The sequence below is a fragment of the Marinobacter nanhaiticus D15-8W genome (assembly GCF_036511935.1).
In the GTDB taxonomy this organism is placed as follows: Bacteria; Pseudomonadota; Gammaproteobacteria; order Pseudomonadales; family Oleiphilaceae; genus Marinobacter_A; species Marinobacter_A nanhaiticus.
On record NZ_AP028878.1, the window covers coordinates 678598 to 704330 of the forward strand.

A 25733-nucleotide genomic window follows, 5' to 3' on the forward strand; every position below is an offset into this window, starting at 1 on the left:
ATTCTATGTTCCGGCGATTGGACTACAGCAAACAAGTCACAGGCTGCGCCAGGTCTGGGCGATGCCGTAAGCCCAGATGCCGAGCAGCGTCAGCGTGAGTATGGCGAAGATCAGTTTATGTTTGATGGCGGCTTCGGCGCGTACGTTGGCCACCCATCGCAGGTACATCAGGCCGATAAAGCTGACGAATACCGCCAGGCTGGCCAGGGTTGGAACCAGTAGCCAGGCGGGGTTGACGTTGCCGTCAGGGCCGGCCATGCGGCCCAGGGTAAACATGGAGCCCAGCAGTACGGCGAGGGCACCGAATTCCATGATCAGCAAGGGGCGACGCCAGGGGTGCGCCTTTGGAAAGTACTTGGATGACGCGTGTTCGGGTGTCGAGTCTGGAGCTTCGTTGGACGACGACTCTTTTGGCGAAGATTTTTCTGACGACGAGTGCTTGGGCATTCCGGGCTCCTGTACTTTGGCACCTATCATACCCATTACGACGGCGACGGGTCAGGTGATTAACGGATTTTTAAGTTGGACGCTTCCACAGCGCTTTGGTGGGTATGCGTATAAAGTCTGACCGACTCAGGTTTTTTTGGAGCAAACCTGCCGCTATAATGCGTGGCAAGAATAAAAGGCGCCTCGAAGCAACGCCTGAACCGCCTCTGCGCATCTTGAACGGATGCTGCCTTTAAGACATGCCCTCGCGGGCATTCAGAGGCGATCGAGGAGTTGCTCGGGGGCTCCCAAACAAATTCCAGGTGAGGTACACACTGTGAAGATGATGAGAGTGCTGGCGGCGTTGCTGCTTGGTATGGGCCTTTGGGCCAGCGGTGCAATGGCCGCAGTGGAAGACCAGATCCGTTCGCGCATCGAGCCGGTCGGTACGGTATGTGTCGAAGGCGAGGACTGTGGCGATATACTGACGGCCCCCGCTCCGGCTGAAGCTTCCAGTGGTCCCCGTTCCGGCGAGGAAGTCTACCAGTCCGTGTGTGCCGCCTGTCATAGCACGGGCGTTGCCGGCGCACCGAAGTTTGGCGATGCGTCCGCCTGGTCGCCACGTATCGAGAAGGGCATGGATACCCTGATCAACCATGCGATCAACGGTTTCAATGCCATGCCGGCGAAAGGCGGGTGCGCAAGCTGCCCGGATGAGGAAATCCAGGCGGCGGTAGAGCACATGGTGGAAGGCAGTCAATAAGAACGACTGATCTTCGAATGACAAAAACGCCAGGCATTAGACCTGGCGTTTTTTGTTTTCAGGCGCCGAGATCGCCAAGCAGGGCGCTCAAGGTGGCCTTACCCTTGCGCTGGTTGGCGGCAGCGTCCGTATCGCCCATGCCTTCCCAGAGCACGTCGTCCGGCGGCAGTTCGTCCAGGAAGCGGCTGGGAATGGTCTCGATCTTTTCCCCATACTGCTTGCGCTGGGCGGCATAGGTCAGCGCCAGGGTCTGGCGGGCGCGGGTAATCCCCACGTACATCAGGCGGCGCTCTTCCTCGATGGAGTTTTCCTCGATGCTGGAACGGTGGGGCAGGATTTCCTCCTCCAGTCCCATCATGAACACGTGGGGAAATTCCAGGCCCTTCGAAGCGTGCAGGGTCAGCAATTGGACCTTGTCGCTGTCGTCTTCCTCTTCCTGGCGCTCCATCATGTCCCGCAGGATCAGCCGGCTGATGGCATCTTCGATGCCCATCTCATCCGCTGTACCCTTGCCGTCGTCCAGCATGCGCTGGATGGAATCCACCAGGTACCACACGTTCTCCATCCGCCGCTCGGCCTGCTTGGGCGTGCCGGCATGCTGGTGCAGCCACTCCTCGTACTCGATATCGGTGAATAGCTGCTTGATCACCGGGATTGGATCTTCCTGGTACATGCGCTGGCAGGTACGGTCGGTCCAGTGGGCAAAACGGCGCAGTTTGTCGAGTCCTCGCTCGGCCACATGCTCGGCGGCGCCCAGGTCGTGCAGGGCGCGGAACATGCTGACCTTGCGGCCGCGGGCATAATTTCCCAGCTGTTCAAGTGTAGACGGGCCGATTTCACGGCGAGGAACGTTCACGACCCGCAGGAACGCGGCGTCGTCGTCCGGGTTGATCATTAGCCGCAGGTAGCCCATGGCGTCCTTGATCTCGTTGCGGGAGAAGAAGGACTGGCCGCCAGAAATCCGGTAGGGAATCTGGTAAGCCTGGAGTTTCATCTCCAGCAGGCGCGACTGGTGGTTGCCGCGATAGAGTACGGCGAAATCCCGGAAGTCGATGCCTTTCTTGAGTTTCTGGTCCAGGATTTCAGTTGCGATACGTTCGGCTTCTGAATCCTCGTTACGGCAGCGGATGATGCGAATTTCGTCGCCAATCGCATGATCACTCCACAACGCCTTCTCAAACACGTGGGGGTTGTTGGCGATAACGGTGTTGGCGCAGCGCAGGATACGGGAGGTAGAGCGATAGTTCTGCTCCAGCTTGACGATTTTCAGGCTGGGGAAGTCGTCCTTCAGGGTCGCCAGGTTCTCCGGACGGGCGCCGCGCCAGGCGTAGATCGACTGGTCATCGTCGCCAACCACCGTAAAGGCCGCGCGCTCGGCGACCAGGAGTTTGACCAGTTCGTACTGGCACAGGTTGGTGTCCTGGTACTCGTCTACCAGCAGGTAGCGGATCTTGCGCCGCCACTTGGCCAGTACCTCCGGATTGGATTGGAATAGCTGCACAGGAAGCAGGATCAGGTCGTCGAAGTCCACCGCGTTGTAGGCTTTGAGGTATTCCTGGTAGCGCTTGTAGATCAGGGCGATACGCTGTTCGCGTTCATCGGCGGCGCGGCTGACGGCGTGACCCGGCGCCAGCATGGCATTTTTCCAGTTGGAGATGGTCATCTGGATGTCGGACAGCTCGTCACCGGCATCGGCGCTGGCTTCTCGCAGCATCAGGTCCTGCAGCAGGGCCTTGGCGTCCTCGGCATCGAAGATGGAGAAGCCGGGGTGATAACCCAGGTGGGTATGCTCCTCACGGATCATGTTGAGGCCGAGGTTATGGAAGGTGGATACGGTCAGGCCACGGGCCAGTTTGCGGTCCACCAGTTTGGTGACCCGCTCCTTCATTTCCCGTGCAGCTTTGTTGGTGAAGGTCAGCGCCGCAATATGGCGCCCGGGAATACCCACCTGTTCGATCAGGTACGCCATCTTGCGCGTAATAACGCTGGTCTTGCCGCTACCGGCACCGGCCAGCACCAGCATGGGGCCATCCACATAACGAACGGCTTCACGTTGACGGGGATTGAGCTGTGACACAGAGTGGCCTGCCGTGGAGAATCGAGCTCCGCTATTCTACATGTGAGGGTGGGTATTCTACACGCCGGTGCCGTTCCATTTGGTGGAAAAGAGTAAGCGTGTTCGGTAATGCGTGAGAGAATGTAGGTCGAAGCCGTGCCTTACCGTTTAGTCGTAAAGAGTAATCGGTAGTAAAAATACATAGTAGGCAAAGGCATATCGTAGTGAAGGACCGCATGGTAAAGATTAAAAAGGCGCTGCATCCGGCGCCCGGGTCGACTATGCTTTCCTTGCGTCCTACGGAGAGGACGTTTCGTAAATTTGTCTGCTGAACCTGTTGTACCCGATGCGCGGAGGGGTATTCGGCATGAGTGTGTGGTAATGGCCGCACGGGATACAAGGGAGTTGGCCGCTGCTAATGAATGATACCGAGGACGCGTGGAACGCCACGAGCATCCGTCTGCTCATACTGACGCCGGAGCTGCAGGATTACCTGTGGTACCGGCACATGCTCCACCAGAATCCGGAACTGAGGTTGGATATTACCTGGTGCCCGGACCTGGCTGACTGTGAAGACCTGGTTGCCAACACCCAGTTCGATGTTGTGCTTTGGGACAGCATTATGTTCGTCTCCTCCCAGGCGGTATTCCTGCAATACCTGTCCGTGGCCGGAGACGAGCGGCCTGTCGTCGCGCTGGGCGCCGAGCCGGAAAATATCGGCCTGCCCCTGGCGCGTGTCAATGGCGCGGTAGACTACCTGACCAAAGGCAGACTCGATCCCTGGAACCTGGGGCGGGCGCTGCTCTGCGCGCTCTTCCGTCAGCGGGTCCACGAGACGACGCAGGGGCAGTTGGGCCGAGATATGGCCGGCAGTTTCATCAACCGCGATTTGTTCTTCGATCGTCTGCAGCAGGCCATCCATCGGGCAGAACGTCACGATCAGCGCCTGGCGCTGCTGCATATCAACCTGGATGAATTCCGCGCGGTCAACGACAGCCTCGGTTACCAGGCTGGGGACCAACTGATCCTCAAGTTGGCGGAGCGGTTACGCCAGAACCTGCGGCGGGTGGACTCGCTGATGCGTATCGGCGGCGACGAGTTTGCCATTATCATCGAACGGGTCGAAAATTCCCTGGATGTAACCCAGATCATCCGCAAACTGGTCAGCGCCATGAACAATCCGGTGGTGATCGACGGCAAGAGCGTGGTGCTCAGCGCCAGCGTCGGGATCTCCACCTACCCCGAAGCCGGCAACACGCCGGAACTCCTGCTTCGCCAGGCCAACCGGGCCATGTTCGAGGCCAAGCGCGATGCCGGCACCAGCTACCGTTTCTATAACCAGCAACTGCATCTGACCGTCGGGCGCCAGCTCACCCTCGAGGCGGACCTGCGTAACGCCTTGCGCGGCCGGCAACTGGAGCTCTATTACCAGCCGCGGATCGACCTGGTATCCGAGGAAGTACGTGGCGTGGAATGCCTGCTGCGTTGGAACCATCCCGAGCGCGGGCTGGTGGGGCCGGACGAGTTCATTCCGGCGGCCGAGCGTAGCGGCCTGATCGTGCCCATCGGCTACTGGGTGCTGGAGCAGGCCTGTGACCGGCTGCGGGAAGCCTCATCCCTGGGCTATCCGGGCATGGTGTTCGCAGTGAACCTGTCGTTCCGCCAGTTCCACGATCGCAAGATGACGGAAACCATTTTCCGCATCATCTACAACGCCAGTATCGACACCAGCCTGCTGGAGCTGGAGTTGACCGAAAGTGCGATGATGCACGACCCGGACTACGCCCAGCGTTGTCTGCGGGAGCTCAACCAGTTGGGCATCAGCTTTGCGCTGGACGATTTCGGTACCGGATTTTCCTCACTCAGCAACCTCCAGCACCTGCCGATCTCGCTGGTGAAAATCGACAAGTCCTTCGTTCAGCGCCTGGGCCAGAGCGGCGATGCGGAGCACATCATCCGCGCGATTATCAGCCTGGCCCACAGCCTGCAGATGAGCGTGGTCGCCGAGGGGGTAGAGACCGAGGGTCAGCTCGATTTCCTGCGCCAGCAACATTGCGACGAAGTGCAGGGTTACTATTACGCCAAACCCATGCCCTGGAACGAACTCCTGGAGTTTCTCGAAGCCCGCAACAACCTCGCTTGCCTGGGCCAATAAGGCCCTGTAGCTTTCGTCATCAGCAAAGCTTCGGCGTCATCAGCACGTCTCTGGCGCCATTCGTATTGCTCTGGATAAACTTGTCCCGGGGCAAATCGACGGTCGTGAAATTGGCCGTCACGGCGCTATAATGCGCGGTTTCGTCCGGTAGGTCGTCCATTCAAAACCATACCCATGCAACGCAAGTGAGGTGGCATGAACAGCATTTTCCAGCGGATCGCCGATGAACTGGGCGTCCGGCAGCAGCAGGTCAGCGCAACCGTTGAACTTCTCGATGAAGGCGCCACCGTTCCCTTTATTGCCCGCTACCGCAAAGAAGTCACCGGTTCCCTGGATGACAGCCAACTGCGAACGCTGGAAGAACGCCTGCGTTACCTGCGTGAGTTGGAAGACCGGCGCAAGACTATCCTCGACAGTATCGAAGAGCAGGGCAAACTGACCGACGAGTTGCGCGAGTCCATTGAGACCGCCGATACCAAGAACCGTCTGGAAGATCTTTACCTGCCGTACAAGCCCAAGCGCCGCACCAAGGCGCAGATTGCCCGCGAAGCCGGTCTCGAACCCTTGGCGGATGCGCTGTACGACGATCCGACGCAGGATCCCGACACTCTGGCCGCCGACTACATCAACAAGGATGCCGGCGTGGACGATGCCAAGGCGGCTCTCGATGGGGCCAAGTTCATCCTGATGGAGCGTTTTGCCGAGGATGCCGAGCTGCTCGGTCAGTTGCGTGATTTCCTCTGGGAGCAGGGCACCCTGAAAGTCACGGTGGTTGCCGGCAAGGAAAACGAAGGCGCCAAGTTCCGTGATTACTTCGAGCACAGTGAACCGCTGAAGAAAGTGCCTTCCCATCGGGCGCTGGCGATTTTGCGTGGCCGCAACGAGGGCGTGCTCAACTACAGCATTGTCGTGGGTGATGACGAGGACGACCGCACCAAGGTCTCTCCTGCCGAGCAGAAGATTGCGGGCCACTGGAAGGTCCGCGACCAGGGCCGCGCCGCCGACCGTTGGCTGGCTGAAGTCGTGCGTTGGACCTGGCGCGTCAAACTCTCCACCCACCTGGAAACCGAACTGGTCGCCCAGGTGCGGGAAGCGGCCGAAGCCGAAGCCATCCAGGTCTTCGCCGCCAACATCAAGGATCTCTTGCTGCTGGCCCCAGCCGGCCCGCGGCCGACACTGGCGCTGGACCCGGGTCTGCGCACAGGGGTGAAGGTCGCTGTGATCGAAGGTACTGGCCAGGTGGTCGACCACGGCGCTATTTTCCCTCACGCGCCGCAAAACAAATGGGAGCAGTCCATCGAACAGCTGGCCAAGTGGTGCCGCCAGTACAAGCTCGAGCTGATAGCCATCGGCAACGGCACCGCTTCCCGCGAGACCGAGAAGCTGGCCGGAGATCTGATCAAACGGTATCCGGAACTCAACCTGGCCCGTATCGTGGTCAACGAATCCGGCGCATCGATCTATTCCGCCTCCGAATTTGCCAGCCGTGAGCTGCCGGACCTGGACGTTACCATCCGTGGCGCCGTTTCCATTGGCCGTCGCCTTCAGGATCCGCTGGCGGAGCTTGTGAAGATCGAGCCCAAATCCATCGGCGTAGGGCAGTACCAGCACGACGTATCCCAAGTACAGCTGGCACGCAGCCTGGATGCGGTGGTGGAAGACTGCGTAAACGCCGTCGGCGTGGACTTGAATACGGCGTCGGTGCCCTTGCTAGCCCGGGTCGCCGGCTTGAACCAGGTCACCGCCCAGAATATCGTCGACTTCCGCACCCAGAACGGTGCGTTCCGTAACCGCAAGCAGTTGTTGGACGTGCCGCGCCTGGGCGCCAAGACCTATGAACAGGCGGCGGGCTTCCTGCGCATTGCGGGCGGCGAGAACCCGCTGGACCGCTCCTCGGTACATCCCGAGGCCTATGGCATCGTCCAGGCTATCGCCAAGGATAGCGGCCGTTCCATCGACCAGATCGTTGGGGACAGCGCGTTCCTGCGCAGCCTCGATCCCAAGCGCTACGTCAGCGATAAATTTGGTCTGCCGACTGTACAGGACATTATCGCGGAGCTTGAAAAACCCGGCCGCGACCCCAGACCAGAGTTTCGCTTTGCCAGTTTCGAAGAGGGTGTGGAAACCCTCAACGACCTCAAACCGGGTATGGTGCTGGAAGGTAGCGTGACCAACGTCACCAATTTTGGGGCGTTCGTGGATATTGGTGTACACCAGGATGGCCTGGTGCATATCTCGGCGCTGTCCCACCAGTTCGTGAAGGACCCGCGCGAGGTGGTCAAGGCGGGCGATATCGTCAAGGTGAAGGTCATGGAAGTGGATGTGCCGCGTAAACGAATCGGCCTGTCCATGCGTATGGACGATCAGCCTGGCGAGAGCAACAACGCCGGTCGGGGCGAGCGGAATCGCGGAGGCGGAGATCGTCCCCGCGGCGGTCAGGGCAATGCCGGTAAGGGGCGCGATCAGCAGAAGGCCTCGCAGGGCGCCATGGCGGGAGCACTGGCTCAGGCACTTGCTTCGGCTCGCAAGAACGGCCGTTGAACTACAGACAATCCGCCGCCGGTCCCTGCTGAAGGGCTCGGCGGCTTCGTACCAGGAGCATGACCATGGGCGAGTCCCGCAGGGCGTTATTCCAGCAGTTCGCTGCCAAGGACTGGACCGGCTTCCGCAAGGGGTTGGAAAAGGAGGGCCTGAGGGTCGACCGGAATGGCTTTATCGCCCAGACCCCTCACCCGGCGGAGTTGGGTTCAACCCTGACCCATCCGCAAATCACCACGGATTATTCCGAGGCGCTAATGGAGCTGATCACGCCCGTCTGCGACTCGACGGATAGTCTGCTCAAGTCCCTCGGCGATACCCACCGCTTCGTCCAGTCCCGCCTCGGTGACGAAGTACTCTGGTCGCCCAGCATGCCCTGCCGGCTGGACGGCGATCCCAGTATTCGCATCGCTGAATACGGTTCGTCCAACAGCGGCCGGCTGCGCCATGTCTATCGGCGTGGGCTGGCGGTCCGCTATGGCCGGATGATGCAGAGTATCGCTGGCGTGCACTACAACTTCTCCCTGCCGGACCACTTCTGGGAGTGCTGGCAGCAACTGCTGGGGGATTCCCGCTCGCTGCAGGATTTCAAGTCCGACCAGTATTTCTGGCTGATCCGCAATTTCCGCCGCCGTAGCTGGCTGTTGATGCTGCTGTTCGGCGCCTCGCCGGCGCTGGATGCCAGCTTCGTGAATGGCGTCTCCCATCACCTGAGCAAATTCTCCGAAGACACCTGGTTCGGCGACACCGCGACGTCCCTGCGTATGGGCGACCTGGGCTACCACAACAATGCCCAGGCCTCGCTGGATATCTGCTTTAACGAATTGCGCACCTATACCGATACGCTGTACCGGGCGATCCACACGCCCTGGCCGCCCTACGAGAACCTCGGCCTCAAAGACGAGCAGGGCGAGTACAAGCAGATCAATACCAGCGTGCTGCAGATCGAGAATGAGTACTATAGTGCCATTCGCCCCAAGCGTTCCACGGAGCGCGGTGAGAAGCCGATCCAGGCGCTCAAGAGCCGTGGCGTGGAGTATGTGGAAGTACGCTGCCTGGACCTCGACCCGTTCGAGCCGCTGGGGATTGGCGCGCAACAGATCGACTTTCTCGATGTGTTCCTGCTCGATTGTCTGCTCAGCGATAGCGACGTTATCGGTGACGCTGAGTGCGAACGGCTCGATGGCAGCTATAAGGACGTCGTCGGTCAGGGGCGCCAGGACGACCTGAAGATCTGTTTCGGTGGGGAGCTGAAGCCGGTTCGCGACGCTGCCATGCAGACCCTGGATCGCCTGTCAGAGCTAGCGTCGCTGCTGGATGGTCTTAACGGGGGAGAGCGGACTTATAGCAAAGCGCTGGAGGCGCAGCGTGAAGCAGTAGCCAACCCTGGCTTGATCCGCTCTGCGCGTGTGTTGGCGTCTATGCAGGCGTCCGGCGAAGGTCATCTGGCCTGGGGCATGGCGCAATCCCGACGTCACCAGGCGAGCCTGCGAGAGGATGCATTGGACGCCGAAACGGACGCAGTTTTTGCCAGGATGGCGACGGACTCCATCGCCGAACAGAAAGAGCTGGAAGACAGTGATCGTGTGACATTTGATGAGTATCTCGAGGCCTATTTGCGCGACTGATCACATCCCTGCTGGGCGATTTCGGACCTGTCGCACAAATCCCGAACAGCCACTTGTCCGGGTCGATAACGCCTGTTAATTTTTGTTACAGGTTCGGGCCGGCCGGTCCGGTTCGCGGTGGTTTGGATGGCGAGAGGAGACCCGCCATGGCCAGGGACATCAAGCTCGGCTGGGATGTGGAGTCACTCAACAAGGCCTATCGCCAAGGGTATATGGCGGCGGTGATGGGTATGGCCCGCGAACGCTGTCCCTATCGTGGGGAGGTGGTCGTCGCCGCCTGGGAAGCCGGTTGGGAGGATGGTGAGCAGGCGCTACGCCAGGATGCGCCGGGCCTCAGTGATCGTATTGCCTGAGTCGGCAGGGCTGACGTAAGGCTCTCCTGTAGCTGGCGCCGGCTGCCGAGATCTCTTACCGCTGGACAACGAAGGACGTGAACAGCACGTCCTTGATTTCCGCTCCCGTCTGTTCGTCTTCGAGAACCTGATTGAACTGTTCAAGCGCCTTCGCGCGCAGCGCTTCCTGCCCCCGCGGTGTGGAGAGTTCCTCGCGGTTCTGGTTGCCCAGCATCATTACCATTTCATGCCGCAGCCGGGGTTTGTGGTTGTTGACCGCTGTCTCGGCTTCCGCCGAAGCCACGCGCAGCGTGACTTCTGCCTTCACGTAACTCAGACGACCGCTGGACTGGCCGATGTTGGTCACGAAGGGTGGCTGCATCTCCACATAGATCGACTGCGCCGGTTCAGCCTGCTCCTCGGCGGCCTCGTCAGTTTCCTCTTCCTCCGCCTGAAGCGGTAATGGCCCGGTGCAGAGTAGGGCCAGGCTGGCGGCGAGGGCGAGGCGTCGTAGCGTCATGGGCTTGCAGTTCTCCTTCATATCCTGTTTTATCGCCGAAGGCGGCGCATCCCGATAAAAACGGGTGCTTAATCAGAGGCTTCTTGCCAGAATAGCAGTCCTTTACTTACGGATGCTATCGGACACGCCACAAATGCGCGACGTGTCCGGAGGTTGGCTCTGCGGGACTCTCGCCTCCGGAACTTCTACCTCCGGAAACTGAATCGACGCAGTCTGGTCTATCAACGTCTCGATACAGCCTGCGGCGATGTTCGCTTGCGCTGCCACCAAATAAGGATTCAACCTGTTGAGGATGCCCATGCCCGGTCGACGTCTTGTATTTTTGCTGATTTTCCTTGTCTGTGCGGCGTTGATGGCCGTTGCCTTCTACATGGAATACGTCATGGGTCTGGAGCCCTGTCCGTTGTGCTGGCTGCAGCGGATTGCGATTTCGGTCGTGGGTATCCTGGCGCTGATCGCAGCGCTGCATAATCCCAAAGAGTGGGGTGGGCGCATCTACGGGCTGTTCCTCGCCGTATTTTCCGCTGTGGGGGTTGCCTTGGCCGGCCGTCAGCTGTGGCTGCAGAGCCTGCCCGAAGACCAGGTGCCAGCCTGTGGTCCGTCGGTGGATTACCTGCTGGACGTCATGCCGATACTGGACGTATTCCGTATTGCCCTACAGGGTACCGGTGACTGCGCCCAGGTGGTCTGGCGGTTCCTTGGATTGAGTATTCCGGGGTGGACGGCGATCTTTTTTACCCTGCTGTTCGTACTCGGCATTGCGATTCTGTTCGGCGCATTTGGCCGTCAGCGACATCTTTGAGTCTTTGCTGCATGAAGACTCAATGAAACGCTTGCCCGGGCTGGAGCCCCTGGGGTAACTTCCGTACGATAACGACAAGAAGGAGTTGCTGTTTAGCGGCTCCCGAGCTTTCGGACTTAGGAGGACACATGCTCGACAACGTGCAGAATGCCCGGGAAAGGTGGGGTGGTGTCAGCGAATTGATTGATCGCTGGCTGCGCGATCGACAGGACCTGATCGTCAAGTTCTGCGATATCAGCGGAACCACGGATTTTAGTAATGTGGATAGCATCCATACGCGCTTTGTCCGTTTCTGCGAGGTACTGGTCGACTATGTGTCGGCAGGTCACTTCGAGATTTACGAACAACTGATCCAGGAGGCCAAGGAGTTCGATGATGGTGGTCTCGACCTGATGGCGCGGGTTTATCCAAAGATTGAAGCCACCACGGAAGTGGCGCTGTCGTTCAATGATCGACTCAGTGCCGACAGTCTCGATGAAGATCAACTCAAGGCGCTGATGGAGCCGTTATCCCAGTTGGGCGAGCAGTTGGAAACCCGCTTCTCCCTGGAAGATTTCCTCATCGAGCACCTGCACAATGTCCATGCGGAAAAGGTCATGACGTCCTCGTCGTCCGCCTGATTTACCGGTCGGGGCAACGCTTTAACAGACGCCAATACAAAAAGAGCCGGCAGTTGCCGGCTCTTTTGCGTTCCGAGGGCGGGTCTTATTCGCCCTGTTCGCCGGAGTCGCCCCCGTCTTCGGACGGGTTAACCTCAAGCAGTTCCACGTCGAAGATCAGCGTTTCGTTGGGGCCGATCGAACGGTTGCCGCCCGGGCCATACGCCAGGTCAGACGGGATGTAGAGCTTGTAGCGGGCGCCTTCCTCCATTAGCTGCAAGCCTTCGGTCCAGCCCGGAATGACCTGGGACAGCTGGAAGGTGACAGGTTCGCCGCGCTCACGTGAGCTGTCGAACACGTCGCCGTTGATCAGCTCGCCTGTATAGTGAACGGTCACGCTGTCGGAGGCTTCAGGTTTGGGGCCGTCCCCTTCTTCGATCACCTCGTACTGAAGACCGGAGTCGGTGGTCTTGACCTCGTCGCGCTGGGCGTTCTTCTCGAGGAAGGCCTCACCCTTCTTCTTGTTCTCGTCAGCCATCTCCTGGATCTTGGCCATTTGCTCTTCCTGCATGTCCTTCTGGTACTGCTGCAGGGCGGCCTGAATCTCCTCGCGCGTCATCTTGGCGGCATCGCCACCCGCGTGCCCATCCCGGATCCCCTGGACAAACTGTTCCATCTGCAGGTCGGGCAGGTCATTCTTCATGCGCTCGCCCAGTACCAGCCCCATGCCGTAGCTGACCTTCTGGTCCTGGTTGTCCAGTGCGGGTTCGGCTGAAGCAGTGACGACGCCGAAGGCAGTGGCGGCAACGGCGCCTGCCAGTGCGATCGAAATCAGGGATTTTTTCATGGAGTATCCTTTGCTTTTAGGAGATTCCGAAGCGGGCCGCTTATACACCAAGCGGTTCGAGGCCTTATTTCGGCTGACTCCGGATGCATTTATTGGGAACCTCTGAGCGAGGCTATTGCGTTCGCTTGAGGGTTACGAGAATCGACAATGGACTCGCTCAGATGTTCCTTGGAAGGGCAAAGGTAACGCTTTTGGCGACAGGGTGCCAATGACTGATCCTTAAGGAATATTTGCCCTGACGACCGGATTGCCCAGAAGTGTGAACCGGTTCAGGGTGTCGCCGCGTTCGGCATCCGGTCGATGTTGCCCGAACTCAGGGAATAGGGGGCGGCGTAGGGTGAGTTCCAGTCCGGCTCGGTCATCACTTCGGGCTCAGCATTGAGGCGCGCACCGGAGGGGTCGATGGCCAGCGCGTTCCACGCACCATCGGAGGGTGGTTTGTCCGCGTAGTGCCAGCTGCCGTCGGTATCCTGCCACTTGAACACGATATCCGGGCCATCGTCGGGCACGGGATTGGGGACCACGGCTTCAAAGGAGGGTGGCGGTTCGGATTTGCCGGTGCTCGTGGATTCCGGCACAGGGTCCTTTATCCCCACGAACATCAGGACGATAAGCAAACCCAGGGCAGGGAATGCGAGCCTGAAAGCCCAGCGGCGCAGCATCATTGGGAGTTGCTCCCTTGTTTGGCGTTCGTACGCGCGGCGGGATCGGCTTTTTGCACAGCGCTAAACTGATGCAGAGCACTAATGAGTTGATTCATGCCGGCTTCGAGTACAGATCTATTTTCCCCGTCTGGGGCCGCAGCGCGCAGGTTACGGATTAACAGGGTTTCATTATAGCCCGAAAATCCGGACACATTATGACCGCGTTGATGAAATCCCTTATAAATCCAGGCCAGTTCGACGCGCTCTGCCTGCAGTTCGGCCTGCTTGATCTGTTCCCGCAGGCGATCGGCCGGCGTCCCTTTCGCCAATTGTTGGCGCAGGCCGCGCAGTGTTTCGGTGCAGTGGCTGCGCCATTCCGTCACTTCCGCCGCTTCATCCCCCTGCCATTCGATGGAAAGTCGGGTCAGCCACAGGGCCGTCAGGATGCGCGAGACTGACCAGCCGAGTCCTTGAAGCGCCAGGCAGGCCTCGGCCACTGCCGGCGCTGACCAGAGGCCCAGGGCAAACTGCCAGAGAGGATTGTCGAGCTCGAGGTCGTCAGGTGGTCGCATAACCGTCCGAAACAGGGGAATGGCACATTGCAGCAATGACAGGTCATCCAGATTCCCTGATAGAATGCGCGCATGCTGACATTAACGAATCTTAGTCTACAACGCGGCGGCCAATGGTTGCTAGCAAACGCCTCGGCGACCATCCAGCCGGGGCAGCGCGTGGGTATTGTCGGTGCCAATGGTGCGGGCAAGTCCAGCCTGTTCAGTCTGATCTTGGGGCGGTTGGCTCCTGAAGCCGGCGGTATCGACCTGCCCGGAGGCACGCGTCTGGCGCACATGGCGCAGGAAGTTGACGCCACGGACCGCAGCGCGCGGGATTTTGTGTTGGATGGCGATGTCGAACTGCGCCGCCTCGAACGCGAACTGGCGGAAGCCGAACAGCGTGGAGACGATACTGCCCAGGCGCGTATTCATGGTGAACTGGACCTGCACGAGGCTTGGTCCGCTTCGCGGCGGGCGGAGGCGCTGCTGCGCGGGCTTGGCTTCGTCGATGCGGATGCCGACAAGCCGGTAGCGTCTTTCTCCGGCGGCTGGCGTATCCGCCTCAATCTTGCCCAGGCGCTGATGCGGCCGTCCGATTTATTGTTGCTGGATGAGCCCACAAACCATCTGGATCTGGATGCCTGTCTCTGGCTGGAAAACTGGTTGCGCCGCTATCCGGGCACGTTGCTGTTTATCTCTCACGATCGGGATTTCATGGACCGGGTGGCCACGCATATAATGCATTTCGACCAGCAGACGCTGGTCATGTACACCGGCAACTTTTCCGCCTTTGAGAGCCAGCGTGCCGAGCGCCTCGCCCAGCAGCAGGCCGGTTACGAGCGCCAGCAGGCGCGCATTGCCGAGATCGAGCAGTTCATTACCCGCTTCAAGGCCAAGGCCACCAAGGCGCGCCAGGCCCAGAGCCGGATCAAGGCGCTGGAGCGCATGGAGCGGATTGCGCCGGCCCACGTGGATTCGCCGTTCAAGTTTCGCTTTCCCGAACCCGAGAAGTTCAGCAGCCCGTTATTGTCCATCCGCAATGGCTCCGCCGGTCACGGTAATAAGGTTATCCTGCAGAACATTAACCTGACGCTGTTGCCGGGGACCCGCGTCGGGCTGCTGGGCCCCAATGGGGCGGGCAAGTCGACGTTGATCAACGCATTGCTGGGCGGCAATAGCTTGCTGACAGGTGAACGCACGACCGGCGAACATCTGGCGGTCGGCTATTTTGCCCAGCATCAGCTGGAATCCCTGGATCTGGACGCCAGTCCGTTCCTGCACCTGCAGCGTGAGGCGCCCAAGGCCTCGGAGCAGTCGATCCGTAATTTCCTGGGCGGCTTCGACTTTCATGGTGACGATGCGCTGGAGAGCATCCGCAATTTCTCCGGCGGCGAGAAGGCTCGGGTTGCGTTGGCGCTGATCGCCTGGGCACGGCCCAATCTCCTGCTATTGGACGAGCCCACCAACCACCTGGATCTCGAGATGCGCCAGGCCCTAACTATTGCCCTGCAGGAATTCGAAGGCGCCGTCGTGGTGGTCTCCCACGATCGGCATCTGCTGCGCAATACCGTGGACGAGTTCCTGATGGTCAACGAGGGGCAGGTGCGGACCTACGACGGGGACCTGGAGGATTACGAGCGCTGGCTGGCGGATCGGCGTACAGACGAGGCCAAAGCGCCCCGGCGTGAGGCTGAAGAAACGAAAGCCAAGGCCGTCGACACTGAGAACGCCGATGATCGCAAGGCGCGCAAGCGGGCCGAAGCGGAGATCCGGCAGAAGATGAGCCCCTACCGCAAACGCCAGCAGAGCATCGAGAAACGAATGGGTGAGCTCCAGGCCCAGCTCAAGCAACTGGAAGAGACGCTGGGTGATGCCGGGCTCTACGAGGCCGCCCGCAAGGACGAGCTCAAGCGAGCCCTGGGTGAGCAGGCCCAGGCCCGGAGTGAGCTCGATGAGATCGAGATCGAGTGGCTGGAGATCTCCGAGGCTCTTGAGGAGATGGAAAGCGCGTTGTCCTGACGGCCCGCTGTCTTCAAGGTCGCTAGGAACCTTCGACGCTAGCCGACGTTCAGCACGAACTTCTGGCGAGCGAGGTATTCGCGCTCATTCTCCAGGTCGGCTAGCGTGAGCGGGCGCTCTTCCAGCCAACCTTCGGCAAAGCTCACAGTCAGTTCCATGTCGCTGTTTGCGACCAGCTTGAAGCCGGCCGGCTGGTCCATGTTGCGCGGGTGCTGCAGGAGCACGGCCAGTCGCAGCAGGATGCACAGGTGTTGCAGGCGCGGTACGTCATCCGGGTCGCAGTCCTCGAATACCGCGCTGGAAAACTTGCGGCGATGTCCGCGGACCAGGGTTGCGAGATTCCGTTGGGCCTGTTGCGAAAAGCCGGAAAGATCGGAGTAGCGTAACAGGTAGGCGCCGTGCTTGTGGTACTGGCTGTGGGAGATGGTCAGGCCAATCTCGTGGAGTCGGCAAGCCCAGCGTAGCAGTTCCTCATCGAATTCAGTGTTGATGCCCCAGGCATCGGCGACCTGTCGGAAAGCCGTTATCGCCGTCTCTTCGACGGCTGCCGAATGTGCGTTGTCGACATCGTAGCGGCCTTTCAGGGCCTGGATCGTGCGCTCGCGTACGTCCTCGTGCTGGATGCGGCCGACAATATCGTAAAGCAGACCTTCGCGCAGGGCGCCGTCACTGTAGGTCATCGATTCGATCTCCAAAGACTCGAAGGCGGCCAGGAGGATGGCCAGTCCCGAAGGGAAGATACTTTGGCGGTCAGAGCGAACGCCAAGGTCGGCTAATCGATCCACCGAACCCATGTCCACCAGACGCTGTCGCAGTTCTCGCAATGCATCCAGTGTAATGGTGCCGTTGGTCAGCTTGAGGTTAGCGAGCACGGATGAGATCGCCTTGATCGATCCGGAGGAGCCCACGGCACTTTGCCAGCCCAAAGCGCGGAATCGATGGCGAATGTTGAGTAGTTCCTGGGCGGCATGGGTGAGCGCCTTGTCCATCTGCTTGCGCTGGATCTTGCCATCGGGGAAGTAGCGGTTGCGAAACGACACGCAACCCATGTGCAGGCTTTCCAGCTCCTGCGCCTCGAATCGCTCGCCAATGATGAATTCCGTACTGCCGCCGCCGATGTCCATCACCAGGCGTCGCCCGGTGTCGTCCGAGAGGGTGTGGGACACGCCCAGATAAATCAGGCGCGCTTCTTCACGGCCGGCGATGATTTCCACGGGAAAACCCAGGACCTGTTCCGCCCGGTCCATAAAGGCGTGGGCATTGCGGGCGATACGCAGCGCGTTGGTGCCGACGATCTGCACCGCGCCGGTGGGCATGCCCTGCAGGCGTTGGGCAAATCGCCGCAGGCAATCCAGCGCTCGTTCCTGGGCCTCTTCGGTCAGGTTGTTGTTGGCGTCGAGGCCGGCACCGAGCTGGACCTTTTCTCCCATTTTTTCGAGGGTTCGGATTTCGCCGTGGATCAGGCGGGCGATCACCATGTGGAAACTGTTGGAACCCATGTCGATGGCTGCCAGCAGCTCGGGTTCGGTGGCGGGGTTGCGGGCCGTCACGTGTCTTGAAATCCTCTTGCCGGGCTTGGAGCCTCTGTGTTGCGCCTTGATTCCGGCTGTCAGGGTGAGCCAGAATCGCCAATAGACTTAGTCAGAGGTTCCTTATATTGTGTGTGGCTCTTCACGGCGAGCCGACACTGCGGGTTACTATAAGTCAAACCCCGCCAACCTGTCAGTAATGGATCATGCCCCGGCTCCTCAAGGACTTTTCGGGCGACTGGCATTTCGCGTAAAGTGAGGCTGTGATTTTTGAAGTGGCCGGTCAAGGTGACGGGTCAAAACGTCTAGGTGTGGCGTGCAAGGCGTGTACGCTGCCGCAATCAGGAAAATGTAATGAGCGGAAATATCGTAAACGTTACCGATTCATCCTTTGAGCAGGACGTGCTGAAGGCCGATACCCCGGTTCTGGTTGACTACTGGGCCGAGTGGTGTGGGCCGTGCAAGATGATTGCTCCGGTATTGGAAGAAATCGCCGAGGAGTACGAAGGCAAGCTGAAGGTCTGCAAGCTTAACATCGACGAGAACGAGCAGACGCCACCCAAGTTCAATATCCGTGGTATTCCCACGCTGATGCTGTTCAAGAACGGCAACGTGGATGCGACCAAGGTGGGTGCACTGTCCAAGTCCCAGCTGGCGGCTTTCCTCGATAGCAATCTCTGATTTGTTGCGTTAGCCGACTATAGGTTAGTGAAGGCCACCTCCTGTTTCGGGGGTGGCTTTTTTTATGGTTCCGGTTCGTTCTAACTGGAGTTCTGGCCGCCGGGAATAGGGAGCGGACTAATGGCTGATTCGACTTTTCGCGACACCTGTTGCGGTCTTATTCTTGCTGGTGGTCGAGCTCGGCGTTTAGGTGGCGTCGAAAAGGGGCTTGAGCCTTGGCAGGGGCACCCCCTGGTGGCCTTTGTCCGCGAAGCACTCGAGTCAAACTGCACGACAATTATCGTGAGCGCCAATCGTCGTCTGGATGACTATCGCCAGTGGGCGGATGCGGTGGTGCGCGATGATGAGCGCTTCGAGGACGCTGGGCCGCTTGCCGGTCTTCTTGCGGGCATGCGGCAAGCCCGGACGCTTGGTTTGCAGGGTATGCTGGTTATGCCCTGCGACACGCCGGGTGTGACGGCGGCTGTGATGGAACAGGTTGCTACTGCTGCTGCAGTCGACGCGGATCGTATCGTGCTGGCCCGGGTGGAACATCGGGCGCATCCGTTGCACGGCTACTACCCCGTGAAGCTCGCCGACGATCTGGAGAGCTATCTGGAGGGGGGCGAGCGTAAGGTGATGGGCTTCGCCGAACGCCATGAGCCGCTTTTTCTCGACCTGCCCGTTTCTGCCGATATCTTCCGCAATCTGAATAGCCCAGAAGACTGGTCGTCGACGGGCCTCTAGCCGTTACCCCAACCTTTCGCCTTTTCCCGGTCGCTGTCCTTCTGCTCCACCCAGTGAGATTCGCCGTCAGCCGTGATTTCTTTCTTCCAGAAGGGGGCAGAGGTTTTCAAGGCATCCATGATGAACTCGCAGGCCGCGAAGGCATCTTGCCGGTGGGCACTGGATACGCCGACGAAGACGATACGATCACCCAGGGGCAGATGGCCGACCCGGTGAATCACGCGGGCGTCGTCAATGGTCCAACGGCCGCGGGCCTGGTCGATCAGGTCGGCGATGACGTTTTCGGTCATGCCGGGGTAGTGTTCAAGGAAAAGGGCTGCTACGTCTTGCCGGTCGCCACGGTTGCGAACCAATCCGGTGAACGTGGCGATGGCGCCGGAGCGGCCGTTGTTCTCCAAAGCGGCTATTTCGGTACCGACGTCGAAATCTTCGGTCTGGATGCGAATCATGGTGAGTCTTAGCCTCCGGTGACCGGTGGAAACAGCGCTACTTCGTCGCCCGGCTTGAGCGGATGAGATGGCTTGACCATGGCCTGGTTTACCGCGACCAGTAACGGGCGATCGCCCTTGAGGCTGTCCCAGGGCGTCCCCTGTTCGGCGAGCGTGCCGATCAGGTCCGCGACAGTGGCTCCCGCGGATAGTGGGGCCGTGAGTTCGTCCGTACCCAGACGCTCGCGCAGGCTGGCGAAGAACTTGACGGTGATCGTCGGCTCGGCTTGTGGTGAAGCGCTCATCATCATCCCAGTAAGTCGTTGAAGGAATAGAAGTCCAATCGGTCACCCCGGGCGATCGTCCGATCCTCGGGAACCACGGCAAGACCTTCAGCCCAGCACGCCGAGCTTAGCATGCCTGAGCTCTGGTTGGGGTGGGGTTCGATCCAGCTCTGGTTATCGATTTCGACACGGCGTGCGCGCACGAATTCCCGTCTGGGCGAAGCACGCTCGACGGTGAAATTGGCCGGCAATACGTAGGGCGCGGCAGGCTTGTTGGTCCGTCCCTGCTGGCGGTGGATAAACGGTGCAGCTACGACCAGGAAGGTGACCAGTACCGCGGCCGGATTGCCGGGCAGCCCCAGCATCGGCGTTCCCTTGACCGACCCGAAAGCCAGTGGCTTGCCTGGTTTCAATGCCAGCCGCCAGAGGGATACGTCTCCCAGGGCTTCCATGGCCGCACGCACGTGGTCTTCTTCCCCTACCGAAACGCCGCCGCTGGAGAGGATCAGGTCGGCTTCGGCGCTGGCTCGCTCCAGTGCGGAAAGCGTGTCCTCGCGGGTGTCTGCGACATCGCCCAGGGCGATGACATCGCAGTGCAATTGTTGCAGCAGCGCGTCCAGGGTGAATCGGTTGGTATTGTAGATCTTTCCCGCTTGCAGCGGCTGACCCGGCGCGACCAGTTCGTCGCCGGTTGTGAGAATCGCGACCCGGACCTTTCGCTGCACGGTGACGTTGGCAACGCCAATCGAAGCCAACAAACCCAGTTCCTGGGGACGCAGCCGGGTGCCTGCTTCGAGTGCGGTGCTGCCAGCGCTCAGATCCTGCCCCCGGGGTCTGATGTTCTGCCCGGGCTCGGGGGTCCGTCCGGTAGTGATGCTCTTGTCGATCAGTTCGACATGCTCCTGCATCAACACAGCATCGGCGCCCGCAGGTATCGAGGCGCCGGTAAAGATGCGTGCAGCGGTGCCTGGTTCCAGCGGTACGGACGCTTCACCCGCGGGAATCCGTTGACTGATGGGCAATGGCTGGCCGGCAAGGTCTGCAATGCGGACCGCGTAGCCGTCGACAGCGCTGTTATCAGCCGGTGGCACGTCAGCCGGAACCTTGGCATCGCCGGCAAGGATACGGCCCAGGGCTTGGGTCAGGGGCAGTGTTTCCGTGCCTTCGATCGGTTTGGCGCGGGGCAGCAGATGATCCAGGGCATCTTCCAGTCGAGTCAGGCCTTCAGTCGGTCCCATGGCGGGCTCCTGTATCCAGCGGTTCATCCAGGCGGTGCAGCGGGCTTTCCGGCTTTCGGTTAACCAGCGCGGAGAAATTGCAGGGCTTATGGCGGCTATCCAGCTGCTCGCGCAGTATCTTCTCCCAGCCGAGAGTGCAGGCACCGGTGGAGCCGGGCAGGCAGAAAATCACGGTGTGGTTGGATAAGCCGCCGAAAGCCCGGGACTGGATTGTGGACGAACCGATATCCGCTGCCGACAGCCGTCTGAATTCTTCGCCGAAGCCGTCGATGGTCTTGTCGAACAGCGGGCGGACCGCCTCTGGCGTGCTGTCCCGTTCGTGGAAGCCGGTGCCGCCGGTGATCAGCACCACCTGGATGCGGCTGTCGGCAATCCAGTGGGCGATCAGGGCGCGGATCAGGTAGACGTCGTCCGGCAACAGGCGACGGGCGATGACGCGATGGCCGGCAGCATTGGCCTGGTCGGTCAGGTACTGGCCGGAGGTGTCCTCTTCCGGTCCGCGGCTATCGGATACGGTGAGGATGGCAATGTTCAACGGTTTGAAGGTATCGAAGTTGGCCATGGGTCAGCAGATTCCACTACAGGTTAGAGGTAAAGGCATTGGTTTTGAGCCAATAGCGTCAAGTTTGGGGTTATTAGTACATAGGTGACTTGCCAGGGTCTTGAAAAAACGCTATACCGTAACCGTGCCCAGCGATGAATTGCGCGATTTATTTTTTTATTGAGCACACGATAGCGCGTTTTCACCGCACCGATACTTTTCAGAGTACCGAGACAAGGGATAGTGATGGCATGTCGTTCCTGGCTTTCAGACAGTGATGCAGTCAGCCAGGTAGTGAAAGACCCGCTAGGTCGCTATCGGTTAAGCGTATCTTGTTACTTGTTAAAGAGTATCCTGTTGTCACCGCAATTTTGGAAGGGGTGGTAATGGCCAAAGTTGTTGCTATAATGGCCGGCACGTTTTCACGCTTCCATTTAGAAAAGCCGTCTTGGCGCCCGCCTCACGGTTTCTGTCCCAACTAAAAGCATCACTTTATACGTCCAGGGGACCTTCCCCTGTCTTCGCAAACCTGAATGATATTCCATTCCGATTCGTCAAACACAATATGAACCTTACTGAACTCAAGCAGAAACCCGTTCCCGAGCTGCTGGATATTGCCCAGGAAATGGGGCTCGACAATCTCGCGCGTTCCCGCAAGCAGGACGTGATCTTCTCGATCCTGAAAAAGCATGCGAAGAGCGGTGAAGACATCTACGGCGACGGCGTGCTGGAGATCCTCCAGGACGGCTTTGGTTTCCTTCGTTCGGCGGACGCCTCCTACCTGGCGGGTCCGGACGATATCTACGTGTCGCCTAGCCAGATCCGGCGTTTCAACCTGCGTACCGGTGATACTATCGCGGGCAAGATTCGTCCGCCGAAGGACGGCGAGCGTTACTTCGCGCTGCTCAAGGTCAACGAGATCAACTTTGACAAGCCGGATAACGCCCGCAACAAGATTCTGTTTGAGAACCTTACGCCGCTGTTTCCGGACGAGCGTCTGACGCTCGAAGCGGGTAACGGCAGCACCGAGGATCTGTCCTCGAGGGTCCTGGATCTTGTCGCCCCGATCGGTAAGGGCCAGCGCGGCCTGATCGTCTCCCCGCCGAAAGCCGGTAAGACGCTGCTGATGCAGAACATTGCCCAGTCCATCACCCGCAACAATCCCGAATGTCATGTGATGGTGCTGCTGATCGACGAGCGGCCGGAAGAGGTCACCGAAATGCAGCGTACAGTGCGCGGCGAGGTGATAGCGTCTACCTTCGACGAGCCGCCGGCCCGCCATGTGCAGGTTGCGGAGATGGTGATCGAGAAGGCCAAGCGCCTGGTCGAACACAAGAAGGATGTGGTGATCCTGCTGGACTCCATCACCCGTCTGGCCCGTGCCTACAACACCGTGATCCCGTCCTCGGGCAAGGTGCTGACCGGCGGTGTCGACGCCCATGCCCTGGAGAAGCCCAAGCGTTTCTTCGGTGCAGCGCGTAACGTCGAGGAAGGCGGCAGCCTGACTATCCTCGCCACCGCCCTGGTCGATACCGGTTCCAAGATGGACGAGGTTATCTACGAAGAGTTCAAGGGCACCGGCAACATGGAGGTCCACCTGGACCGCCGCATTGCCGAGAAGCGCATCTATCCGGCCATGAACATCCGTCGCTCCGGCACCCGTCGCGAGGACCTGCTGATGGCCGAGGCGGATATCCAGCGCGTCTGGATCCTGCGCAAGCTGCTGCACTCCATGGACGACGATTCCGCGGCATTGGAGTTCCTGCTGGACAAGCTGCGCGACACCAAGACCAACGACGAGTTCTTCCTGTCCATGAAGAAGCGCTGATCGCGCCTATGCCCATCCGTCTTGCACCGTCAACGACGGGTGGGCTATTCACCCTTCTCCCCCGTACATCTGAGCGTCTTCCCCACAGGATCGCCTCATGAAATACGACGACCTGCGTGACTTCATCGATCAGCTTGAAAAGCTGGGCGAACTCAAGCGCATCAAGACCGAGATTGACCCCCACCTTGAAATGACCGAGATCTGCGACCGGACCCTGCGTGCGGGCGGCCCGGCGTTGCTGTTCGAGAACCCCAAGGGTTACGACATGCCGGTGCTCGGCAACCTGTTCGGTACCCCGAAGCGTGTTTCTTTGGGCATGGGGCAGGACGATGTGGAAAGCCTGCGGGAAGTTGGCAAGTTGCTGGCTTTCCTGAAAGAGCCGGATCCGCCCAAGGGCTTCAAGGACGCCTGGGAAAAGCTGCCGATCTTCCGCCAGGTTATGCAGATGGGACCCAAGGTCCGGCGCTCGGCGCCGTGCCAGGATGTGGTCATCGGGAAAGACGATGTGGATCTCTACAAGCTGCCGATCCAGCATTGCTGGCCGGGCGATGCGGGTCCGTTGGTAACCTGGCCCCTGGTGATCACCCGCGGGCCCCACAAGGAACGCCAGAACCTGGGCATCTACCGGCAGCAACTGATCGGCCGTAATCGGTTGATCATGCGCTGGCTCAGTCATCGCGGCGGGGCGTTGGATTTCCATGAATGGCAAAAGGTCCACCCCGGGGAACCCTATCCGGTAGCGGTGGCCTTGGGCGCGGACCCGGCGACCATCCTGGGCGCCGTGACGCCGGTGCCCGATTCATTGTCGGAGTACGCCTTCGCCGGGTTGCTGCGGGGCAGCCGGACCGAGCTGGTCCAGGCACAACTGTCCGACTTGCAGGTGCCGGCCAGCGCCGAAATCGTGCTGGAAGGCTTTATCTATCCGGACGATACCGCGCCGGAAGGGCCCTTCGGCGACCATACCGGTTATTACAACGAGGTGGAGACCTTCCCGGTTTTCACTGTCGAGCGCATCACCCATCGCAAGAACCCGATCTACCACAGCACCTATACCGGGCGTCCCCCGGACGAGCCGGCTATTCTCGGCCTTGCGCTGAACGAGGTGTTCGTGCCGATCCTGCAGAAGCAGTTTCCCGAGATCGTGGATTTCTACCTTCCCCCCGAGGGGTGCTCCTATCGCATGGCAGTGGTGACCATGCGCAAGCAGTATGCCGGCCATGCCAAACGTGTGATGATGGGCGTATGGTCTTTCCTGCGGCAGTTCATGTACACCAAGTTCGTGATCGTGACCGATGACGATGTGAATGCCCGGGACTGGAAGGACGTTGTCTGGGCCATTACCACAAGGATGGACCCGGCACGTGACACCACGCTGGTGGAGAATACGCCCATCGATTACCTGGATTTTGCCTCACCGGTGGCCGGTCTGGGGTCGAAAATGGGCTTGGACGCCACCACTAAATGGCCAGGGGAGACTGATCGGGAATGGGGGACGCCCATTACCATGGATCCTGCCGTCAAACAGCGGGTCGACGAGATCTGGTCGAGTCTGGGTATCGATGAGCGCACCTAGTCGATGAGCACCGAGGACCCGGTACCGGTTCGGATTGAGCCGGCAGGTCTCGAATTCATCGCCCCGGTTTCGGACGACTTGCTGACCGCAGCCCGCCGCGCCGGAATCGCCCTTCGCTGGGCCTGCCGAAATGGCGTCTGCGAACTTTGCGAAGCCCGGCTGACACAGGGGCAGGTGTTCAACACCCGCACCCGTAACAACGAATTCCCGCCCGCCATCATTATGCTGTGCCGTAGCCAGCCATGCGGGCCGGTCGAACTGGAGATCGAGGAGGTTATGGCCCCAGGTTCTAATCCGCCGCAGCAGGTGCAGGCGAAGGTTGCAGACATCACTCCGCTGAACCATGATGTCTACCGCGTTACCCTGGAACTGCCCCGGCGTCGGGAAATCAACTTCCATGCCGGTCAGTACCTGTCCGTGCGTTTGCCCGGTGCCGCTCCGTCCTATTTCTCCATTGCCAGCAGTCCGACCGAGTCGACCATCGAACTGCATGTGCAGGCCGCGACGGACTGGGCCTCCGCACAACGGGTTATGGATACCTTTCACGAAGAGGGTCAGGTGACCCTGGAGCTGCCGCACGGTAGAGCCTGCCTGGCTTCCGTTCCAGACAAGCCGCTCTTGCTTATCGCAGCAGGTACCGGCTTTGCCCAGATGAAGAGCATCGTCGATTACCTGCATGAAGCCGAAGTGTCGCAGCCGGTCCTGCTTTACTGGGGCGTTCGTCGGCACGAGGACATGTACTTACGCTCCCTGGCCCAGCAATGGCACGAGCAGTGGCCGGTGTTTTCCTTCCTGCCCGTGGTGGGTGATGACGACGATAACGACTGGAGTGGCCACCACGACCAGCTCATCAGGGCCGTTCTCGCGGGCGGCCACGATTGGTCCGGGGTCGAAGTCATGGCCAGCGGCTCGCCGCCGATGGTGTATACGTTGATGGATGCGCTGGTTGAGGCAGGGTTGCCGGAGTCGGCGTTTTATTCGGACGTGCTTGAGTACGCCCCGCGGGGCTAGGACGACAGTTT

The 25733-nt window shown here is 60.0% G+C and carries 25 protein-coding genes; 13 read left to right on the top strand and 12 right to left on the bottom strand.

The features are described 5' to 3' along the window. Nucleotides 1-36 precede the first annotated feature (36 nt). Nucleotides 37-447 (bottom strand): hypothetical protein, encoded by a 411-nt coding sequence (locus RE428_RS02985; protein ID WP_227500175.1) that lies wholly within the window; start codon nucleotides 445-447, stop codon nucleotides 37-39. A gap of 322 nt (nucleotides 448-769) precedes the next feature. Between RE428_RS02985 and RE428_RS02990 the strand changes: the two genes are divergently transcribed. Continuing rightward, on the top strand, nucleotides 770-1189 hold the full coding sequence (locus RE428_RS02990; RefSeq protein ID WP_004579021.1) for a c-type cytochrome: 420 nt from the start codon (nucleotides 770-772) through the stop codon (nucleotides 1187-1189). Nucleotides 1190-1247: 58 nt separating this feature from the next. Here RE428_RS02990 and rep read toward each other — a convergent pair whose 3' ends face one another. Next, the gene (gene rep / locus RE428_RS02995; protein ID WP_040882265.1) at nucleotides 1248-3266 is read right to left on the bottom strand and encodes a DNA helicase Rep; all 2019 of its coding nucleotides are present in this window, start codon (nucleotides 3264-3266) and stop codon (nucleotides 1248-1250) included. A gap of 397 nt (nucleotides 3267-3663) precedes the next feature. Here rep and RE428_RS03000 point away from each other — a divergent pair, with 397 nt between their 5' ends. Then, nucleotides 3664-5400, top strand: coding sequence for a bifunctional diguanylate cyclase/phosphodiesterase (locus RE428_RS03000; protein ID WP_004579019.1), 1737 nt, complete (start codon nucleotides 3664-3666; stop codon nucleotides 5398-5400). A gap of 19 nt (nucleotides 5401-5419) precedes the next feature. Here RE428_RS03000 and RE428_RS03005 read toward each other — a convergent pair whose 3' ends face one another. Continuing rightward, on the bottom strand, nucleotides 5420-5560 hold the full coding sequence (locus RE428_RS03005) for a hypothetical protein (RefSeq protein WP_154660719.1): 141 nt from the start codon (nucleotides 5558-5560) through the stop codon (nucleotides 5420-5422). 35 nt (nucleotides 5561-5595) lie between these two features. Between RE428_RS03005 and RE428_RS03010 the strand changes: the two genes are divergently transcribed. The 3 genes from RE428_RS03010 to rmf all read left to right on the top strand — a co-directional run bounded on the left by RE428_RS03010 (nucleotide 5596) and on the right by rmf (nucleotide 9919). Further along, nucleotides 5596-7941: a Tex family protein gene (locus RE428_RS03010; protein WP_004579018.1), complete on the top strand. Its 2346-nt coding sequence runs from the start codon at nucleotides 5596-5598 to the stop codon at nucleotides 7939-7941. Nucleotides 7942-8006: 65 nt separating this feature from the next. Beyond that, a complete protein-coding gene (gene gshA / locus RE428_RS03015; protein ID WP_004579017.1) occupies nucleotides 8007-9566 on the top strand; it encodes a glutamate--cysteine ligase in 1560 nt (519 codons plus the stop codon). Between the two features lie 146 nt (nucleotides 9567-9712). Next, nucleotides 9713-9919: a ribosome modulation factor gene (rmf, locus tag RE428_RS03020; RefSeq protein WP_004579016.1), complete on the top strand. Its 207-nt coding sequence runs from the start codon at nucleotides 9713-9715 to the stop codon at nucleotides 9917-9919. Between the two features lie 55 nt (nucleotides 9920-9974). Here the strand turns inward: rmf and RE428_RS03025 are convergent, their stop codons facing one another. Next, nucleotides 9975-10418: a flagellar basal body-associated FliL family protein gene (locus tag RE428_RS03025; RefSeq protein ID WP_004579015.1), complete on the bottom strand. Its 444-nt coding sequence runs from the start codon at nucleotides 10416-10418 to the stop codon at nucleotides 9975-9977. A 298-nt stretch (nucleotides 10419-10716) separates the two neighbouring features. Between RE428_RS03025 and RE428_RS03030 the strand changes: the two genes are divergently transcribed. Continuing rightward, nucleotides 10717-11220, top strand: coding sequence for a disulfide bond formation protein B (locus RE428_RS03030; protein WP_004579013.1), 504 nt, complete (start codon nucleotides 10717-10719; stop codon nucleotides 11218-11220). Between the two features lie 128 nt (nucleotides 11221-11348). Then, nucleotides 11349-11840 carry an Rsd/AlgQ family anti-sigma factor gene (locus tag RE428_RS03035; RefSeq protein WP_004579012.1) on the top strand — a complete coding sequence of 164 codons (492 nt, stop codon included), beginning with the start codon at nucleotides 11349-11351 and terminating at the stop codon, nucleotides 11838-11840. 85 nt (nucleotides 11841-11925) lie between these two features. Here the strand turns inward: RE428_RS03035 and RE428_RS03040 are convergent, their stop codons facing one another. The 3 genes from RE428_RS03040 to RE428_RS03050 all read right to left on the bottom strand — a co-directional run bounded on the left by RE428_RS03040 (nucleotide 11926) and on the right by RE428_RS03050 (nucleotide 13882). Beyond that, the gene (locus RE428_RS03040; RefSeq protein WP_004579011.1) at nucleotides 11926-12666 is read right to left on the bottom strand and encodes a BamJ family beta-barrel-assembly machinery protein; all 741 of its coding nucleotides are present in this window, start codon (nucleotides 12664-12666) and stop codon (nucleotides 11926-11928) included. Between the two features lie 269 nt (nucleotides 12667-12935). Continuing rightward, nucleotides 12936-13331 (bottom strand): hypothetical protein, encoded by a 396-nt coding sequence (locus RE428_RS03045; protein WP_004579010.1) that lies wholly within the window; start codon nucleotides 13329-13331, stop codon nucleotides 12936-12938. Continuing rightward, the gene (locus tag RE428_RS03050) at nucleotides 13328-13882 is read right to left on the bottom strand and encodes a TIGR02444 family protein (RefSeq protein WP_154660718.1); all 555 of its coding nucleotides are present in this window, start codon (nucleotides 13880-13882) and stop codon (nucleotides 13328-13330) included. Before RE428_RS03050 ends, RE428_RS03045 begins: the two co-directional genes overlap by 4 nt. A gap of 72 nt (nucleotides 13883-13954) precedes the next feature. Between RE428_RS03050 and RE428_RS03055 the strand changes: the two genes are divergently transcribed. Then, nucleotides 13955-15883, top strand: a complete 1929-nt coding sequence (locus RE428_RS03055; RefSeq protein ID WP_004579008.1) for an ATP-binding cassette domain-containing protein — start codon at nucleotides 13955-13957, stop codon at nucleotides 15881-15883. 38 nt (nucleotides 15884-15921) lie between these two features. Here the strand turns inward: RE428_RS03055 and ppx are convergent, their stop codons facing one another. After that, complete coding sequence (ppx, locus tag RE428_RS03060; RefSeq protein ID WP_004579007.1) at nucleotides 15922-17433, bottom strand: exopolyphosphatase; 1512 nt, start codon at nucleotides 17431-17433, stop codon at nucleotides 15922-15924. Between the two features lie 333 nt (nucleotides 17434-17766). Between ppx and trxA the strand changes: the two genes are divergently transcribed. Continuing rightward, a complete protein-coding gene (gene trxA / locus RE428_RS03065) occupies nucleotides 17767-18093 on the top strand; it encodes a thioredoxin TrxA (RefSeq protein WP_004579006.1) in 327 nt (108 codons plus the stop codon). Nucleotides 18094-18213: 120 nt separating this feature from the next. After that, nucleotides 18214-18819, top strand: a complete 606-nt coding sequence (mobA, locus tag RE428_RS03070) for a molybdenum cofactor guanylyltransferase MobA (protein WP_004579005.1) — start codon at nucleotides 18214-18216, stop codon at nucleotides 18817-18819. Here mobA and moaE read toward each other — a convergent pair. Genes moaE through moaB form a run of 4 tightly spaced genes read right to left on the bottom strand, consistent with a single transcriptional unit; the run spans nucleotide 18816 to nucleotide 21331 of the window. Next, nucleotides 18816-19268 (bottom strand): molybdopterin synthase catalytic subunit MoaE, encoded by a 453-nt coding sequence (gene moaE / locus RE428_RS03075; RefSeq protein ID WP_004579004.1) that lies wholly within the window; start codon nucleotides 19266-19268, stop codon nucleotides 18816-18818. The two genes, mobA and moaE, sit on opposite strands and share 4 nt — an antisense overlap. Before the next feature lie 8 nt (nucleotides 19269-19276). Further along, nucleotides 19277-19552 (bottom strand): molybdopterin converting factor subunit 1, encoded by a 276-nt coding sequence (gene moaD, locus RE428_RS03080; RefSeq protein ID WP_227500174.1) that lies wholly within the window; start codon nucleotides 19550-19552, stop codon nucleotides 19277-19279. Nucleotides 19553-19554: 2 nt separating this feature from the next. Further along, on the bottom strand, nucleotides 19555-20769 hold the full coding sequence (locus RE428_RS03085) for a molybdopterin molybdotransferase MoeA (protein ID WP_004579002.1): 1215 nt from the start codon (nucleotides 20767-20769) through the stop codon (nucleotides 19555-19557). Then, nucleotides 20756-21331 carry a molybdenum cofactor biosynthesis protein B gene (moaB, locus tag RE428_RS03090; RefSeq protein ID WP_004579001.1) on the bottom strand — a complete coding sequence of 192 codons (576 nt, stop codon included), beginning with the start codon at nucleotides 21329-21331 and terminating at the stop codon, nucleotides 20756-20758. Before moaB ends, RE428_RS03085 begins: the two co-directional genes overlap by 14 nt. A gap of 544 nt (nucleotides 21332-21875) precedes the next feature. Here moaB and rho point away from each other — a divergent pair. The 3 genes from rho (at nucleotide 21876) to RE428_RS03105 (ending at nucleotide 25722) form a co-directional block, all read left to right on the top strand. Continuing rightward, nucleotides 21876-23138: a transcription termination factor Rho gene (gene rho / locus RE428_RS03095; protein WP_004579000.1), complete on the top strand. Its 1263-nt coding sequence runs from the start codon at nucleotides 21876-21878 to the stop codon at nucleotides 23136-23138. A 97-nt stretch (nucleotides 23139-23235) separates the two neighbouring features. Beyond that, complete coding sequence (gene ubiD / locus RE428_RS03100; RefSeq protein WP_004578999.1) at nucleotides 23236-24711, top strand: 4-hydroxy-3-polyprenylbenzoate decarboxylase; 1476 nt, start codon at nucleotides 23236-23238, stop codon at nucleotides 24709-24711. 3 nt (nucleotides 24712-24714) lie between these two features. Continuing rightward, on the top strand, nucleotides 24715-25722 hold the full coding sequence (locus tag RE428_RS03105) for a 2Fe-2S iron-sulfur cluster-binding protein (protein WP_004578998.1): 1008 nt from the start codon (nucleotides 24715-24717) through the stop codon (nucleotides 25720-25722). Nucleotides 25723-25733: the final 11 nt, after the last annotated feature.